15 protein-coding genes are annotated in these 14,958 nt (G+C 68.6%); 10 read left to right on the forward strand and 5 right to left on the reverse strand.

Features of this window, described 5'->3' with window-relative positions; all coding sequences use genetic code 11:
* Positions 1–74 precede the first annotated feature (74 nt).
* The 8 genes from C2865_RS38585 (at position 75) to C2865_RS38625 (ending at position 7,821) form a co-directional block, all read left to right on the forward strand.
* Positions 75–1,163, forward strand: a complete 1,089-nt coding sequence (locus C2865_RS38585) for a phage tail tip lysozyme (protein WP_198653900.1) — start codon at positions 75–77, stop codon at positions 1,161–1,163.
* A 360-nt stretch (positions 1,164–1,523) separates the two neighbouring features.
* A complete protein-coding gene (locus tag C2865_RS41240; RefSeq protein ID WP_232836055.1) occupies positions 1,524–2,819 on the forward strand; it encodes a pentapeptide repeat-containing protein in 1,296 nt (431 codons plus the stop codon).
* 791 nt (positions 2,820–3,610) lie between these two features.
* On the forward strand, positions 3,611–4,162 hold the full coding sequence (locus C2865_RS38600; protein ID WP_106403748.1) for a hypothetical protein: 552 nt from the start codon (positions 3,611–3,613) through the stop codon (positions 4,160–4,162).
* A 196-nt stretch (positions 4,163–4,358) separates the two neighbouring features.
* Positions 4,359–4,778, forward strand: coding sequence for a hypothetical protein (locus C2865_RS38605; RefSeq protein ID WP_106403749.1), 420 nt, complete (start codon positions 4,359–4,361; stop codon positions 4,776–4,778).
* 551 nt (positions 4,779–5,329) lie between these two features.
* Positions 5,330–5,539 carry a hypothetical protein gene (locus C2865_RS38610; protein WP_157964102.1) on the forward strand — a complete coding sequence of 70 codons (210 nt, stop codon included), beginning with the start codon at positions 5,330–5,332 and terminating at the stop codon, positions 5,537–5,539.
* A gap of 44 nt (positions 5,540–5,583) precedes the next feature.
* Positions 5,584–6,066: an RNA polymerase sigma factor gene (locus C2865_RS38615; RefSeq protein WP_157964103.1), complete on the forward strand. Its 483-nt coding sequence runs from the start codon at positions 5,584–5,586 to the stop codon at positions 6,064–6,066.
* Positions 6,067–6,239: 173 nt separating this feature from the next.
* On the forward strand, positions 6,240–6,422 hold the full coding sequence (locus C2865_RS41245) for a helix-turn-helix domain-containing protein (RefSeq protein WP_456297950.1): 183 nt from the start codon (positions 6,240–6,242) through the stop codon (positions 6,420–6,422).
* Between the two features lie 367 nt (positions 6,423–6,789).
* Positions 6,790–7,821 carry a pentapeptide repeat-containing protein gene (locus C2865_RS38625; protein WP_157964104.1) on the forward strand — a complete coding sequence of 344 codons (1,032 nt, stop codon included), beginning with the start codon at positions 6,790–6,792 and terminating at the stop codon, positions 7,819–7,821.
* 42 nt (positions 7,822–7,863) lie between these two features.
* Here the strand turns inward: C2865_RS38625 and C2865_RS40405 are convergent, their stop codons facing one another.
* Together C2865_RS40405 and C2865_RS38635 are read right to left on the reverse strand one after the other, a co-directional pair.
* Positions 7,864–8,097, reverse strand: a complete 234-nt coding sequence (locus C2865_RS40405) for a pentapeptide repeat-containing protein (protein WP_198653901.1) — start codon at positions 8,095–8,097, stop codon at positions 7,864–7,866.
* 240 nt (positions 8,098–8,337) lie between these two features.
* Positions 8,338–8,853, reverse strand: a complete 516-nt coding sequence (locus tag C2865_RS38635; RefSeq protein ID WP_106403754.1) for a GNAT family N-acetyltransferase — start codon at positions 8,851–8,853, stop codon at positions 8,338–8,340.
* Between the two features lie 181 nt (positions 8,854–9,034).
* On the opposite strand from C2865_RS38635, the gene C2865_RS38640 reads away from it, so the two are divergent.
* Positions 9,035–9,217 carry a hypothetical protein gene (locus tag C2865_RS38640; protein ID WP_106403755.1) on the forward strand — a complete coding sequence of 61 codons (183 nt, stop codon included), beginning with the start codon at positions 9,035–9,037 and terminating at the stop codon, positions 9,215–9,217.
* Positions 9,218–9,301: 84 nt separating this feature from the next.
* A complete protein-coding gene (locus C2865_RS39835) occupies positions 9,302–9,466 on the forward strand; it encodes a hypothetical protein (protein ID WP_157964105.1) in 165 nt (54 codons plus the stop codon).
* Positions 9,467–9,590: 124 nt separating this feature from the next.
* Here C2865_RS39835 and C2865_RS38645 read toward each other — a convergent pair whose 3' ends face one another.
* The 3 genes from C2865_RS38645 to C2865_RS38655 form a co-directional block, all read right to left on the reverse strand.
* Positions 9,591–11,744, reverse strand: coding sequence for a MarR family transcriptional regulator (locus C2865_RS38645; protein ID WP_198653902.1), 2,154 nt, complete (start codon positions 11,742–11,744; stop codon positions 9,591–9,593).
* Between the two features lie 1,261 nt (positions 11,745–13,005).
* Positions 13,006–13,353 carry a MazG-like family protein gene (locus C2865_RS38650; RefSeq protein ID WP_106403757.1) on the reverse strand — a complete coding sequence of 116 codons (348 nt, stop codon included), beginning with the start codon at positions 13,351–13,353 and terminating at the stop codon, positions 13,006–13,008.
* Positions 13,354–13,496: 143 nt separating this feature from the next.
* A complete protein-coding gene (locus C2865_RS38655; protein ID WP_106403758.1) occupies positions 13,497–14,954 on the reverse strand; it encodes a transfer protein in 1,458 nt (485 codons plus the stop codon).
* Positions 14,955–14,958 lie beyond the last annotated feature (4 nt).

Genomic DNA, 14,958 nt, shown 5'->3' on the forward strand with positions numbered 1-14,958 from the left:
CGGAGACTCGCAGTCCGGCCGTCCGGCTCATCGAATTCATCAAGCCTCCGTTTGCATTGATAGATGGAGATTCCATGAGTGACGGGCATGCCTATTTCTTCAAGAAGAACCGCTACCTCCGCTACAACATCGCCAACGACGCTGTAGACGTAGGGCCCACCGAAATCGCCAACTTCTGGCCCGCCCTCCCCGCAGAATTCCAAGCCAACCTAGACGCCACGATCAACTGGGGCGACGGGCATGCCTATTTCTTCAAGAAGAACCGCTACCTCCGCTACAACATCGCCAACGACGCTGTAGACGTAGGGCCCACCGAAATCGCCAACTTCTGGCCCGCCCTCCCCGCAGAATTCCAAGCCAACCTAGACGCCACGATCAACTGGGGCGACGGGCATGCCTATTTCTTCAAGAAGAACCGCTACCTCCGCTACAACATCGCCAACGACGCTGTAGACGTAGGGCCCACCGAAATCGCCAACTTCTGGCCCGCCCTCCCCGCAGAATTCCAAGCCAACCTAGACGCCACGATCAACTGGAGCTGGGTCGACCGCTGGCAACTACTCGACATCGACCGGCGCTTCCTCTACGTCATGGAACGACTCGTCGAACGCTACGGATACACCGTGAACGGAGCAGCCGGGCTCGCCGGGAACCTCGGGGCCGAGTCCGGTGTGGTCCCTTCCCGTGTCGAAGGGAGCCATGCCGATACTCCGATGCGCTCCAAGAACTTCCAGGGCGTGATGACCGACCATGAACCAGATGACATCATGAACCGCAACGCCGCCGCGCACATCGGTCCCGCGCTGCCCGGCATCGGCCTCGCCCAATGGACCTCTGGCAGCCGACGCGCCAAACTCTTCACCCATCCATTCGGCGGAAGCGGTCTCGGCGCCCGCGTGATCTTCAATATGGACGCCCAGCTCGACTACCTCGCCCATGAACTGACATCCGGTTTCTCCGGCGTCCGAGCCGTCCTCATCAACCCCGCGGTGACGGTGAACGCCGCCTGCGACGAGGTCGTTTACAACTTCGAGGTCCCCGGGGCAATCCTGGAGAACGGGACCAAGCTCCCACGATCTGATCCCCGCGTCCAAAATGTCTTCGCCCAGCGCCGCACATGGGCGCAGCATGCTCTGAACGCCTACCATGCCGCTCATCCCTGAGCGGCGGCGTCCAGTAGGTGCCAGGCATCATCCAGGTGCGCAGCGTCTCCCCGGCTCGCAAGAAGCGCTGCGGGTCCATGTCCAGGCAGACGCCGTCGGGAGTGCCGATGAGGGGTCCCGGTAGCAATCGCCGAAAATCCAACGGATCTATCTCTGACCTGCACAGACGGAGCCCTGCCCGAAGGACCGGTGACAGTTCCCCTCGGCGAGTCCGCGCAGGTCAGCGACTACATCGGTGGATTCACGGCCGCTGCTACCGGGACCTCGACCCGAGCGGAGGGCCCACATGGGCCCAAAATCCACAATGGGTGGATCTTGAACAGCGGCATCTTCCCAGGTGTAGGTGTTGTTGGATAAGGAGTGAGCGACTTCCCTGCCACGCCGCCGCCCGCTGACGTTCCCGAGCCCGCCCAGCGGCCGGAACGACCATGGAAGCGGCGGGTGCTGATCGGGCTCGGCATCGCGGCCGCGCTCGCGTTCCTGTTCTTCCTGTTGTGGCCGGCCACAGCCTGGTGGGTTGAGCGCGTCGACGGCGTCGACCTGGACGCCAAGGACTTGGAGACCGGCAAGGACCGCCAGGCCCTCTTGGACAAGGCCCGCGGCCGATTCACCGCACTGGCCACCGGCATCCTCGCGGCCATCGCGATCATCTACACCGCCTCGAACGCCAGGTCCGCCCGTGATACGGCCAAGGCTGCAATCAGTAGCTCTGAGGCGTCCCACCGTGCCGCTGAGGCATCCGAACGCACCACCCAGGCCGCCTTCGACAGCGCCAAGGCTTCCCAAAAGACCGCCCGAGCCGCCATCCGCACCGCAGCCGCCACCGAGCGGGGCCTGGTCACCAGCCGGTTCACCGCCGCCGTCGAACAGCTCGGCAACACCAACCCCGCCATCCAGCTCGGCGGCGTCCACGCCCTAGTCGGCATCGCCGACGACGAACCCACCATGCGCCAGACCTGCATCGACGTCCTGTGCGCCTACCTGCGCCTGCCGTATGACCCCGACCCCGGCAAAGACGGAGACCTTCAGGACCGCAAGGCCTTCCAGTTCCAGCGGGAGGTCCGCCACACCATCCTGCGCCTCATCGGCAACCACCTACGCCTCCCCGATGACCACCCCCACTGCTGGTGCGGCCACGACTTCGACTTCACCGACGTCATCTTCGACGGCGCCGACCTCCACGAAGCCCGCTTCACCACCGGCCGCATCTCCTTCCGCGACGCCCACTTCTCCAGCGGCATGATCGACTTCGGAGGCGCGGAGTTCACCGGCGGCGAGGTCAGCTTCTGGGACGCAGAGTTCACCGGCGGCGAGGTCAACTTCGTGGACGCAGAATTCACCGGCGGCAGGGTCGACTTCTGGCGCGCCCACTTCTCCGGCGGCACGGTCGACTTCGGAGGCGCGGAGTTCACCGGCGGCGAGGTCAGCTTCTGGGGCGCAAAGTTCTCCAGCGGCGAAGTCAGCTTCGTAGTCGCGGAGTTCACCGGCGGCACGGTCGACTTCGTGGACGCAGAGTTCACCGGCGGCACGGTCGACTTCCGAGAAGCGGTCGGTGAACGGCTGAACGAGCTGCCTGGCCCAGGGGAAGAAATCCCTGCCGGGCTGCTGCTGCCGGAGGCATGGTTGTCGGCAGGGGAAGAAGGCCAGCCCACATGAGCCCAGAACCCTCAACGGAATCGGGGTGTCGGTAAGACTCGTGCAATCAAGTACAGGCGTTCGCATCTCTCCAGGTCAGGCAGGGCTTCCTGACCGGACAGAAGCAGCTTGTCTGCAGTCTTCGACGCCTGCGAGCAGTGCCCTCACCTGCATGAACGTCAACGCGTGCACCTCATGACAGCCTCGTTACCGACACCCCTCGTGCGGCGGGAGGTGGCGGCCGTGCCGTCAGACGTCGCCGCAGCGATCGCCGAGGACCAGGCCGTCATCGTCGAGGACGAACTCCTCTTGGCGGCCGAACGCGCCGACTACGAGGCCTGCCTGGTCGAGATGCGCGAGGAGCGCGAGGCATCGACCGGCCGTCCGTCCGGACGCCCGCTGCCGGACCGGCGCTGGCCCCACCCTGACTCCCGACCCGAGTGGAGGGCCGTGATCCGGGACACCGCCGGGACACCTGCCCCTCACCCGCGGGCGCGCCGCCCTCTAGCGTCGGTGTCCTGGACACGTCCCGCCTGCGCGGGCCACAGGTACGGTCGGGAACGGGGGCGGATATGCACGCGATGGGGATCACGGTGCGGTTCCCGGGCACCGGCGACGGGCGGGGCAAGACCGCCCGCGGCAGGGTGGTCGATACCGCCCGCACCCTGACGGCCGTCGTGTCGGCCGGGCTCCTGGCCGCGGGTTGCGCTGGAGCCGCACCATCGGCACCTCCGGGGCGGGCACCGCAGCCCCGGGATACGCCGGCGGCCCGGGATACACCGGCGGCCGGGGATCGGCCGCTTCCGGTCCGGGTGACCTCGGCCCCGGAGACCACCGACCACATCGCGGTGGACGAGTTGCTGCCCAAGCGGCCCACGCGGGGCGGGTTCGCCGCTCGGGCGCTGTGGGAGGTGCGCAAGCAGACCATCATGATGCCGCGGATCTTCGCCCCGACGACGGGAAGCTGCGAGGACGAGGACTTCGCACCGGCCCCCGGACGGACCCTGCGCTGCACCGTCACCTACAGGGGCGTCGAAGTGCCCTGGAAGGTGACCGTGCTGTCCGAGATCGAATGGGATGCGCCGTGGTACCACTCCGGTGAGGAGCACCTGCAGTTCCGGGCCACCCCACTGCGGGCCCTGCTGACCGAGGAGGCCGTTCATGCGGCCGTCCTGGCCTCCTTTCCGCGCGAGCAGCGGCGTTGCACCGAGATCCCCGCGGTGACGCTCGTGGACGTCGGTGCCTCCACTGGATTCCGCTGCCAGTACCGCTATAAGGGGCTCACGGACGACTTGTACCACTGGCAAGGCCTGGACGTCCGCACCGCTGCGGACGGGACCCTGGACCTGCACGCCGAGGGCTGAGCGCAGGGCGGCCACGCCCGTCGCGTGCCGCCTCGGCGGTGACGGATCGTCCTGGCCGGTGTCGGGGTGTCGGTAACGAGGCTGTCATGAGGTGCACGCGTTGACGTTCATGCAGGTGAGGGCACTGCTCGCAGGCGTCGAAGACTGCAGACAAGCTACTTCTGTCCGGTCAGGAAGCCCTGCCTGACCTGGAGAGATGCGAACGCCTGTACTTGATTGCACGAGTCTTACCGACACCCCAACCCTCAGCTGGGACGTCGCCGCGAGCATCCCCAAGCTGGCCGGCGGCCACGACCTGGCCATCACCATCTGCCAGGCCTTCCTATACGAACTCTCCTACTCCAAGGAACTCCGCAACAAAACCGGCGGCGAACTCCCCTGGTACGGGATCGGCACCCCCGTCGCCCAGATGCTCGCCTGGCTGATCCGCCACGACCCGACCACCGCCCGCCTGACCGTCGAGCAGATCATCGGTGAGACCCTGCGCCAGCTGGAGATCTCGCGTGAGGTCACCGAGCGCTCCATCGCGACCGCCCTGTCCCTGGACGGCGACTTCGACAAAGCAGTCCTCAAGGACTTCCTCAACCGCGTCTTCACCCCCAAGACCACCACGTAAGCACAACGAGGCGCCGGGCAGGAACTGCCCGGCGCCTTAACGTTGTACGTCCGGCTCCGGGATCGCACACCAGCCAGATGACGACGTCGCAAAAGGGTGCTGCCGCAGCTGACGAACGCCTCGGGACGGCGACACGTTTCTCAACACCCGCCAGGACGACCTCGCCGTCCCTCCGGCGGCTTGAGGAAGGTCTTCGAGAACCGATCGATTTACAACGCCTACCCGGCAGAGCTGTAGCCGCGACCGGTGAAGTTCGGCCTGAGGCGAGGCCGTAGGCAACTTGAAGATCACCGGCGGATGCGACCGACTACAACGACGACCGCATCGCTGATCGAGATGAGCTGGTCAGGTAACCGCGAGCTCATCGAGACTCCCCCTCGTCGTTCTGCGCGTCCGCCCCTTGCGCGCATCCAAGACCAGCCCGCAGAGCATGCACAATCCCGCAGCAGATTCGGTTTGCACACTTCGCAGGTTTCTCGCCTCTTTGTGGGTGATGGTGGCGGTGAGGCACCGAGGCCCGCCGCGTCGACAATGAGGGGAAGGTGTTCGGGATGCTCTCCTTGGCGCCGGGTGAGTGGGTGGTCGTCTTCGCCGCGCTCACCCAGCTGCTGGTCCCGCTCGTCACCGGGGCGGTGCAGGTTCTGGCGGAGCGAGCTCGCCGGACGACCCTGCTTGCCGTCATCCGGAAGCTTCCGCCGGGCCACATGCTGGTCGAGGAACGGACGGACGGGAGCCGGCTGACGATGCGAGGTCGCCGGTGACCGCCGCCGCGCTCGATCCGGAATCGTCTTCCGACGATGCGGACTTGGAGAGCATCTACGGCAAGCTCATCGAGTCCCAATGGCCGCGGCTGATGGCACTGTGCCTGGTGAACAACCGGTCGGTTCAAGAGGCCGAGGACATCGTCCAGGAGGCGTTCGTCAACCTCTACCTGCGCCATCAGCGGCACGGACCGGTCAAGGCGCCCACCCCCTACCTGCGGGCCATCGTCACCAACCTGCTGAAACGCGGCCACCGCAGGGAGCTGCCCACGCAGGACGCTGGAGCCTCGGAGGTCTCCCGGCTTCCCGGAGAAAGTGAACTCGAAGGGCAAACGCTCATCCGTGCCGCGCTCGACCAGCTCCCCCGCCGGAGCCGCACGGTGTTCACCCTCGACCTGGAGGGCTACACCACGAGGGAGATCGTCTGCCTGCTCGACATGAAGCCGAGCACAGTACGGTCCCACCTGCGCCATGCACGCAACGCGTTGGCCGCATGGTGGGACAAGCAGGGAAAGGAGTTCCGATGAGCGACGAGACCGTTGACGAAGTCCTGCGCGACAACTACGAGACCCTGGTCGTCGGCATCCGCGCTGAGGCCGATCTGGCTGCGGTGAAGTCCTCGATCTTCGCGGCGATGCGCGCCCGAGGGCCGCTCCCCCAAGCCGCGCCGCCCGCGCCTCCTCTCCCCGCCCCCGAACCGCTGCCCGTGTTCCTCACGGTCAACGAGGCCGCCACCATGATGAACGTCAGCAAGATGACGATCTACCGGCTAGTCCACGCAGGCGAACTACCCGCCATCCGCGTCGGCCGCAGCTTCCGCATCCCCGAACCCGCCGTCCGCGACTACCTCCGCCATTCCCACCAAGACAGCCAGGTGTGCTGAAGCAAGCAGCCGACGAACCGACCCCCCAGGCCGTCAGGCGGCCGAACACGGGAAACCGCGCCTGGCCGAGTATGCGGCTGTTGGCGCGGTGTTGAACGCCGGGGTGAGGTCATCGGCCGATGGTCTGGTGAAGGAGGCCGATGGTGCCGCCGAAGGCGGAGCGGCCGCCCGGGCATCGGAGAAATCCTCGTCGGTGGGCGAAATGCCGCCCGGGTGCGTCTGAAGAGGCGTGTGGAGCGAGATATGGAGCTGGATATGGGCAAGAGGCGTGTGGAGCGAGATATGGGCAAGTGGGTGGGTCGGAAGGGCGGCCAAGTGGGTAGCCGTCAGTGTCCTGGGAGCCGGGGCTGTCGCCCTGGTGTTGTGGGTGGCCATCGGGCCGGGCGCGCTCTGGGTGCTGGAGAGCGCTGACGGCGTCAAGGGCCTGACCGGCAAGGACCGGGCCGAGGCACTGGACCGGGTGCGGGGACGGGCGATCGCGATCGGGACCGGGCTGATCGCCCTAATCGCGATCTACTTCACCGCCCGCACCGCCCACGCCGCCCTGGCCAGCAGCGCCGCCGCCCAGCAGACCGCGGCCGCGACTGAGCAGGGCATGGTGACCGGCCGCTACACCGCCGCCATCACCCAGCTCGGTGACAAGGACAGCCTCGACATCCGCCTGGGCGGCATCTACGCCCTGGAGCGCATCGCCACCGACTCGATGCGCGACGACCCGGTCATTGCCGAAGTCCTGGCCACGTTCGTCCGCGGACACCTCGAAGACGACGACGCCCGTCGCTCCCTGCCCGAGGCCGACCCCCAGCGCTACCGGCTGCGCGCCGACCTGCGCGCCGCCCTGGCGGTCCTGGGCCGCCGCTCCCACGACAACAACTTCTTCCACTCCGACCTGTCAGGCCTAGACCTCCACCAACTCGATTTGTCCCGCATCACCTTGGCCCGCACCAATCTAGTCAGCGCGGACTTGAGCGGCGCGGATCTGCACGACGCAAATCTGTACTTCGCGGACCTGCGCGGCGCGGACCTGACTGGCGCGGACCTGCGCGGCGCAAAGCTGGGCGGCACGGACCTGCGCGGCGCAAAGCTGGGCGGCGCAAAGCTGGGCGGTACGGACCTGCGCGGTGTGGACCTGCGCGACGCAGACCTACGCGACGCAGACCTGCGCGGCGCAAAGTTGGACGGCATGGACCTGCGCGGTGTGGACCTGCGCGACGCAGACCTAAGCGACGCAAAGCTGGGCGGCGCAAAGCTGGACGGCATGGACCTGCGCGGTGTGGACCTGCGCGACGCAGACCTACGCGACGCAAACCTGCGCGGCGCGGACCTAGGCGACGCGGACCTAAGCGGCGCGGACCTGCGCGGCGCAAAGCTGGGCGATGCCGATCACGAAGGCACATAAGGACTAACGCCTGGGTGTTGTAAATCGATCGATTTACAACACCTACCCAGGCGACAGCCTTCGCGCACCGGTGAGGTCCACGCTGTGCAGGTCTATGCGGCTCAGGTCGATGCGGCTCAGGTCCGCGTTCCTCAGGTTTGTGCCACTCAGGTTCGCGCCACCTAGGTTCGCGCCGCCTAGGTTCGTGCCGCTCAGGTCCGCGCCGCGCAGGTTCGCGCCGCTCAGGTTCGCGCCGCTCAGGTTCGCGCGGTTCAGCTTCGTGGTCCGTAGGTCCACACCGCTCAGGGGGTCCAGCCCACATACGCCCAGAACCCACAACAGGTGGATCTTGAGCGGCCGACGTACCGGATAACGGGTCCAAGTCGTGCGGTCACCTCGGTGGTGGAAGCACAGGTCAGCAGCAGCCGCCGGGCCCGATTTTCGTGGTAGCAGCCTCTTATCGCGTACATGGAATGGTCGAGCGACCTGTCCGGTGAGGCGCCGGCTCCGCCTGACCGTGCCACCGGGGTGCGGTGATCAGGAAGCTGATGCCTGATCCGGCTGAAGCTCGATCCAGTAGTACCGTGCCGGACCGAGCCCGGTGTTCCGCACTCCCTCAAGGACACCGCGGTTACGCTCGATCGTCGCCGCCGAGGCGAGGTTGTCGTCTGCGCAGACCAGCAGCACCCGATCCAAGCCCAGTGCCCGGGCCTCCTTCAACATCTGGCCCAGCGCCCAGGTGGCCAACCCGCGCCCTCGTGCGGACGGCCGGACGCCATAACCGATGTCCCCGAACGCGCTGCGCTCGTGCCGCAACGCGATCCCGCCGAGCACCCGGTGGTCCTCGACGATCCAGCGGTACGTGCACCCCGCCCGCTCGGCCTGCGCCTGGCCGACCAGTCTCGCCACCCAGTCCGCGAACCCGGAGGCCGACTCGACCTCGTCTCCCGGCTCCAGCCCGAAACCGTCCTCGTGGACGCCGGACCCCCACTCCTCATGCGCCTCCAGCCAAGCGGAGTGCAGACGAGCGGTCGGCTCGATCAACTCGGGCATATTGCGACGATACTGGTCCGGTCGCACACCAGCGCTGCCCATCGTGGAACTCACTCCGTCGGCCAAAGCAGCGAGCTGCGGAAACGTGGTTTCGTTGTGGAAATTGACCTTATGTGGGCTGGATCCCTACTGGCCGTTCCAATCCTCCTCGCGGGCCTGCTGGCACGAGCCGTGCTCGCGGGTGTGGCAGCGCGCCGAGCGCACCGGGCCCGTGCCGCGGTACTGCTCGGACGCCTGCAAGCAGCGCAACCACCGGCTGACGCGGCCGATGTCCAAGACGGCGCGGGCCCGGCACCTGCGCGCGCAGAAGGCCCGACACGAGGAATGGACGGCCTGGGGCGCGCAGGCCTGGCGCCAGGACTAGGAGGAGCAGCGCCGGTGGGAGGACGACTGGTGGCAGCGCTCCGCGGGGGCAGCCTGGTCGGGCGGTGAGGACGCGCGGGCCACGGTGTTCCGGCTCGCCGACCTGGTCGACGACGGGACCGTGCCGCTGACGCGGGCGTTCCGGGCCGCCAGCAAACGCTGCCATCCCGACCTCGGCGGGGACGCGGCCGACCTCGATGCCCTGGTCAAGGCCCGGGAGGTGTTGGAGCGGGCCGGCGCCTGGACCTGACCGCGGCGGTCACCGCCGCTCCTCCTCCTTTCGTCGCGCGTCGGCGGCGAGGCCTCGCCCGATGAAACACCCGGGCCCGCGTCGATATTCGTCGCACGGAACTCGTGGCGGCCGTCGCGACGGATCAGCCGGGGGCGGGCTGCAGCGGGTCGGGTTGCTCGCGCTGCAGCCGCATCTCGGTCAGTCCCGTCTCGTAGTCGTCGCGTTCGGCGGCCAGGAGCTGTTCGTCGGCGAGGGCCTCGGTGTGGTCGGCGGCCGCCAGGGCGCGGGCGTAGGCGATGTCGGTGGCTACGAGTTCCTGCAGCTCGATGGCGGCCTGGGCCAGGATCTCCTCGATCTCGGCGTCCTTGGCCTGCTCCAGCTCGTCCTGGGTGATGGGCCGGATGCGGGCAGGGGCGCTCAGGTGGCGTGGCGCTCGCTTGGCGCCGGGCGGCAGGGGTCGGCCGCGCCGGGCGGGCTGCTCGGTCGGCTCGGCTGTCTGGGCTGCGGCGGCCTTCTGGGCGGCCTGCTCGATGGTGGCGTCCCAGCTGGCGATGAGGGAGCGCCAGATAGCGCGGTCGGCCTGGTGGGCGTCGATGAGCTCCTGGCGGCGAGTGAGGGCGTCGACCTCGACGGCGACCTCGTCCAGGGTGCATCGGCCGCGTCGCCACAGGCCGGGCCCGGCGCGCTCGGCCAGGCCGTGCTCGGCCAGCCGGGTCAGCGCCCGGGTGACGGTGGAGGAGCCCAGGCCGGTGACGCGGGCGAGCTCCGCCGGGGAGAGGGGCGTGGTGCCCAGGGCGTCGTAGACGAGGCTGGCCGGCACCTTCAGCACCAGGAAGACCGGGTGCAGCGCCTCGATCCGGCCCGCTCGCCACGACCTCCAGGCCGCCTCGCTCTCGTACTTCTTGGGGATGACCAGCAGGTACGCGTCGGCCTGCTCGCGCCGCCCGCGACGCACCAGGTCCACGAACGCGTTCGGTCCGCTCGCCAAGGTCTGCAGGAGGCTCGCGACGGTCGTGTAGTGGACTCCGGTCATCAGTGACAGGTTGCGCGCGCCGAACTCGATCGTGGTCGCTCCCGACATCTGCGCCGCGGCGCCCAGGGCCTTGAGCAGGGACAGGATCGAGGCAGCAGCCCCTCCCCACTCGGCCAGCATCTCCGGGTCCTGCTGAGCGATGCGGACCGCGTTGTGCCACTGGCGGATCTGCTGGTACTGGGTCAGCTGCCCGTAGGCGACGGGGTGCCGGACGGGGAGATCACCCAGCAGCTTTACGTTGTCAGGGTCGTCGGTTGTTTCTGCGGGCAGGGAGGGGGGCGGCGTAGGAACAAGCCCACTGGTGTAGGAATCTGGGCCAGCCTCCCCCCTTCGAGTCTCACCGGCGATTTTTTGCCAGAGGTGCTCGGCGGCGCTCTTGCCGCGCCAGCCGCGCTTGCGCTCCCACAGCACCGCCAGGCCGGGCCAGCACCCGCCGGGGGCCATGGACTGCTCCACCTCGTGGAAGCGCCACCCGCGGTAGAACAGGGCGCCGAAGAGGGCCATGCGGGCCTGGTGGCGGGTGGCGTAGCCGTGGGCGGCGTGGTCGCCGGTGCGCGCCAACTCCTCCAGGCGGGGCGGCAGCGGACGGGCGCCGCCCGGGCGGGGGGACCAGTGGTAGCCGCGCCCGTCGACCGGCGCCCAGCTGCCCGCTGAGGGCACCAGCACGTTGCCGCCGCGGGCCGCGGCCGCCAGCTCGGCCTCCAGCTCCTCGTGCAGCGCGTTCCACGCCGCCGCGCCGTTGGGGCGACGGGCGACGTCGACGGCCGCGGCCAGGCTCATCCCGTGCAGGCGCAGGTAGCCGCTCAGACGGCCGTCGCGGACCTTGTGCGCAGCACCGGGGGGACGGATCTGGGAGTCGGGCTGATACATCGGCGCCGGGTCGATGACCGGGAAACGGCGAGAAAGCGCCTCGGCCAGCTCCCGCAGCTCCCGGAACGGCCGCGGCAGGGAGAAGGGGATGTAGAGGTGGAAGCCTCCGCTGGGAGAGCGGTCGAGGATGTAGCGGCAGCCCGCCCGACCCAGCAGGACGGCCACCCGGTCGACCACCTGCACCAGGTGACCGCGCCGATCGGTGATCTGCTCGGGCACCCGACCCATGTCCACATCCAGCACCACCATCCGGCCCGTCCCGGCGTGCACGTCACCGACGGGGATGGTGGCGGGCTGGCTGGGCAACTCGGTGCTCAGCGCCACTTCCAGACGCCTGCGGCCCTCGTCCTTGCAGCGCGGGAAGGTCTTACCGCCATCGGGCGAGCGGCGCATCACCGCACGGCCCGCCAAAAGCGGAGCCAGGGCCGCCCACGTCTGCGCGGCCGCAGCGCGCTCGGCCGACGGCTCGACCGCCGACGCGCCCGTCGTGCGTATCAGCGGCTGACCTGGGAAGACTTCCCCAGGGATCTGGAGATCAGAGGCGGTCTGACCGCCCCTGGTCTCGGGGCGGTCTGGGCCGGCCTCACGAAGCGGTGCTATCGTGGGCTCCATTCGTGGCAAGGGCCAGTGGGCATGCAAAAGCCCTCTGGTGGTGAACCGGCCGCCGGCAAGCGGTCGGAGATCCGTCCCAGATGAGGATTGGCAGTCCTCGGGACGGTGGATTTTGAGTGGGTAGAGGCGTCGTTCCTGGCAGGGGCGGGCGCCTCTTCTGCTTTTAGATCACGATCACTCCCGCGTTCGGCGCAGACGAAGAAGCCCAGCGTCCCAGCAGCGGCGCATATGGACACGCAGGCATGCCGGACAGCCGGGCGGTAAGAGAAAACGAGGGTTTCGGCGCGGGAGGCGCGCTCGAGGTTTGCGCCGTTATCGGCGTGCCGCGTGTTGCGGCTCTTGCAAGGGCAGGTACCCTCATGCTCGTAGCTCCGCTGTTGTAGGTCAAAGCTGCGGTGGAGCTCGGAGCTCGAACCCCGGCCAGGGTTCTTGCTCCAGACAACGACGACGAGTCGCTGTTCACCGGCTGCTACTCCGGTGGGCGACGAGTCGTCGTTGTTGTTTTGTAGGGGATTGTGCCGCGAGTGGATCACGGCAGGTCCCGTGAGGCACGCTACACCCACAGCAACCTCAGCGGCACCTGACACGCCAGTGCCGCCACGTCGAAGTCGCGCGGTGGGCGTGGCTTCGGTCGTCAAGGCCTTCGGCTCACGGCCGTGCGGCCACGCTCCTTCTGCAAAGACGAGAGGGCCATACGGCCTGGTCAGATGCGTCGGCAGGCAGCATGGACCATCGGGTGTGCTTACGTCGCGTGGCACGAACCCGCCCGGCAGGCGAACCGATCGATTCTTCGCGTTCATGCACTTATCGGTCATGACGTGACAGGCGGTGTGGGGAATCGTGACATCGGGGTCCCGGCTTTTATCGGCCGTTTGCGGACCCGCCGGGAGCGCCGACGTGGCCGCCTGCAGGGGGATGCGAGCGGCTCCGGTGACGTCGGCGGCGGGCGGGTGGAGCGGTGGTGTGCTGGTCATCTCGGCTTCCCGGGGCTGGTGTGACTCGTACGGCCGAAGAGAGCCCGGCCGGGCGGCCGGGCCGGGGTTCAGTCGGTGATGCGGTCCAGGACGTCGTCGGCGCGGCCAGCCAAGAGGTTGACGGCGGTGGTGGTGTCGCGGGTAATGCTCAGCAGCGCGACAGCGGCGGCGAGGATGACGTCGCACAGCTCGCCCTGAACGTCGGCGAGGTCGGCGTTCACTCCCTTGCGCGGGTTCTGGCCCTGCAGGCCGATCCAGGCGCTGATGGCCTCGCCGTACTCCTCGCCGATCTTGAGCAGGCGCAGGGTCTGCTGCAGGTCGTCGTCTCCGCTGTGGCGGTCGAGCCAGTCGACGACTTCGGCGGCGCTGTCCCAGACGTAGTCGCCAATCGGCTCGCGGGTCGTGGTGTCGGTCATCAGGTTCTCCTTGGAGTGTCTGAAGAGAGAAAGGTGTGGGGATCGGGCGGATTGTGAGCTCGAGCCGGAATCTTTTTTGCGGAGCTGGTGTGACTCGGCGGGCCGGAGAGAGCCCGATCCGCGGGGTGCGGGCCGGGCCGGGGTCAGGCGGGGGCGTACAGGCCGCGCTCAGGGCGGGTGACGGCTTCGTTGTTGGCCAGGCCGATGAGGGCGTTGCGCACCGAGCCCAGGCGCACGGTCTTGCCGCCGTCGGCGTTGACGGCCTCGAAGATGGCTTCGGCGTCCATGGGGTTCTCGGCCTTGCCGAGGACGGCCAGGACGCGGTCGTCCAGGCGGGTTGCGGCGGGGCTGCCGCCGCTGGGCGGCGTGCCGTCCGTGGCGGCCGCGGCTGCGGTCGGCGGCGGCTGCTCGCCCCGCAGTTCGTCGCACAGCTTCTTTATGGCCTCGCGGTCGTGGCGGGCCTTGTAGGCCTCGCCCGCGGCCTTGTGAGAAGCGGCCTCCAGACGGGGCGGCTCGTCGTCTCCGTAGAGGGCCAGGATCTCGGGGTCCAGGCCCGGGCTGGGGGAGATGGGGCCGATCCGGAAGTGGCGCATCATCGAGGTGGGTCGGGGGCCAGACAGCAGGTAGCCGGTGCCCTGGGTGCCGGGCCCGTCTTCTTCGTCGTCGTCTTCGTCCACGTCGAACTGGCTGGTCAGGTCGCGGGCGCGCAGCGTCTTGGGGATGGGCATGAGCTGCTCGCCGGCGGGCAGCAGCCCGTCGGAGACGAGCTGGCGCATCATCGACGACGACCAGCGCAGCAGGGTGACCTCGCCCTCCTTCAGCATCGCCCGCAGGGTGTCTGAGCCGCCGAGCTCTTCCAGGTGGGAGGCCTGCGCGGCCAGGCCGATACCGACGCCGACGGAGCGGCCGGTGCGGCCGATCTCGCGGATGAGGTAGGTGCCTTCGTCGCGGTAGGCGCTGCCCTTCTCCAGCAGGCGGTTGGCTTCGTCGATGCGGACGTGCAGGAGCGGGTCGGGGTCGTTCAACACGAACGCGGAGCGGCCCATGGCGCTGTAGCGGGCGCGGCGGTCTTCGATGACGGCCACGGCGGCGCGCAGCATGAGGATGGCCTCCTCCAGGCTGTCGCCGGGCCAGTCGACGTTGTCCTTGGCCTCGGGCACGGACTGGCCGCCTTTGAGGTCGGCGAGCCAGACCACGATCCCGTTGATCTTCTCGGCGGCCAGCTCCAGCTGCAGCGTCCTGCTCTTGCCGGCGCCGGTGGTGCCGAACAGCAGGAAGCGCTGCGCGCTTCCGGTGCTGACGTCGAACAGGCGCTTCTTGACCGGGCGGCCGTTGTGGTAGCGGCCGACGGTGATGCGGCCCGCCTTGTCCATCACCAGGTCCTCGCGGGCGACGGGACGGACTTCGGCGAGGGGGTTGGAGGGGTAGATGGTGATGAGGCCGCGCCGCACGCCGTCGGTCTCCACGGCGATCCTGGTCGGGTCCGCGATGTCCAGGGCGGAGCACAGGGCGGTGAGGTCGTAGCGGATCACCTGGCCCTGGGGGACCTCGATGCGCAGCTCCACGATCTCTTCAGCGTTGGCCAGCAGCATCATGCTCATGACG

The organism is Actinocorallia populi, from assembly GCF_002995495.1.
Taxonomy (GTDB): Bacteria; Actinomycetota; Actinomycetes; order Streptosporangiales; family Streptosporangiaceae; genus Actinocorallia; species Actinocorallia populi.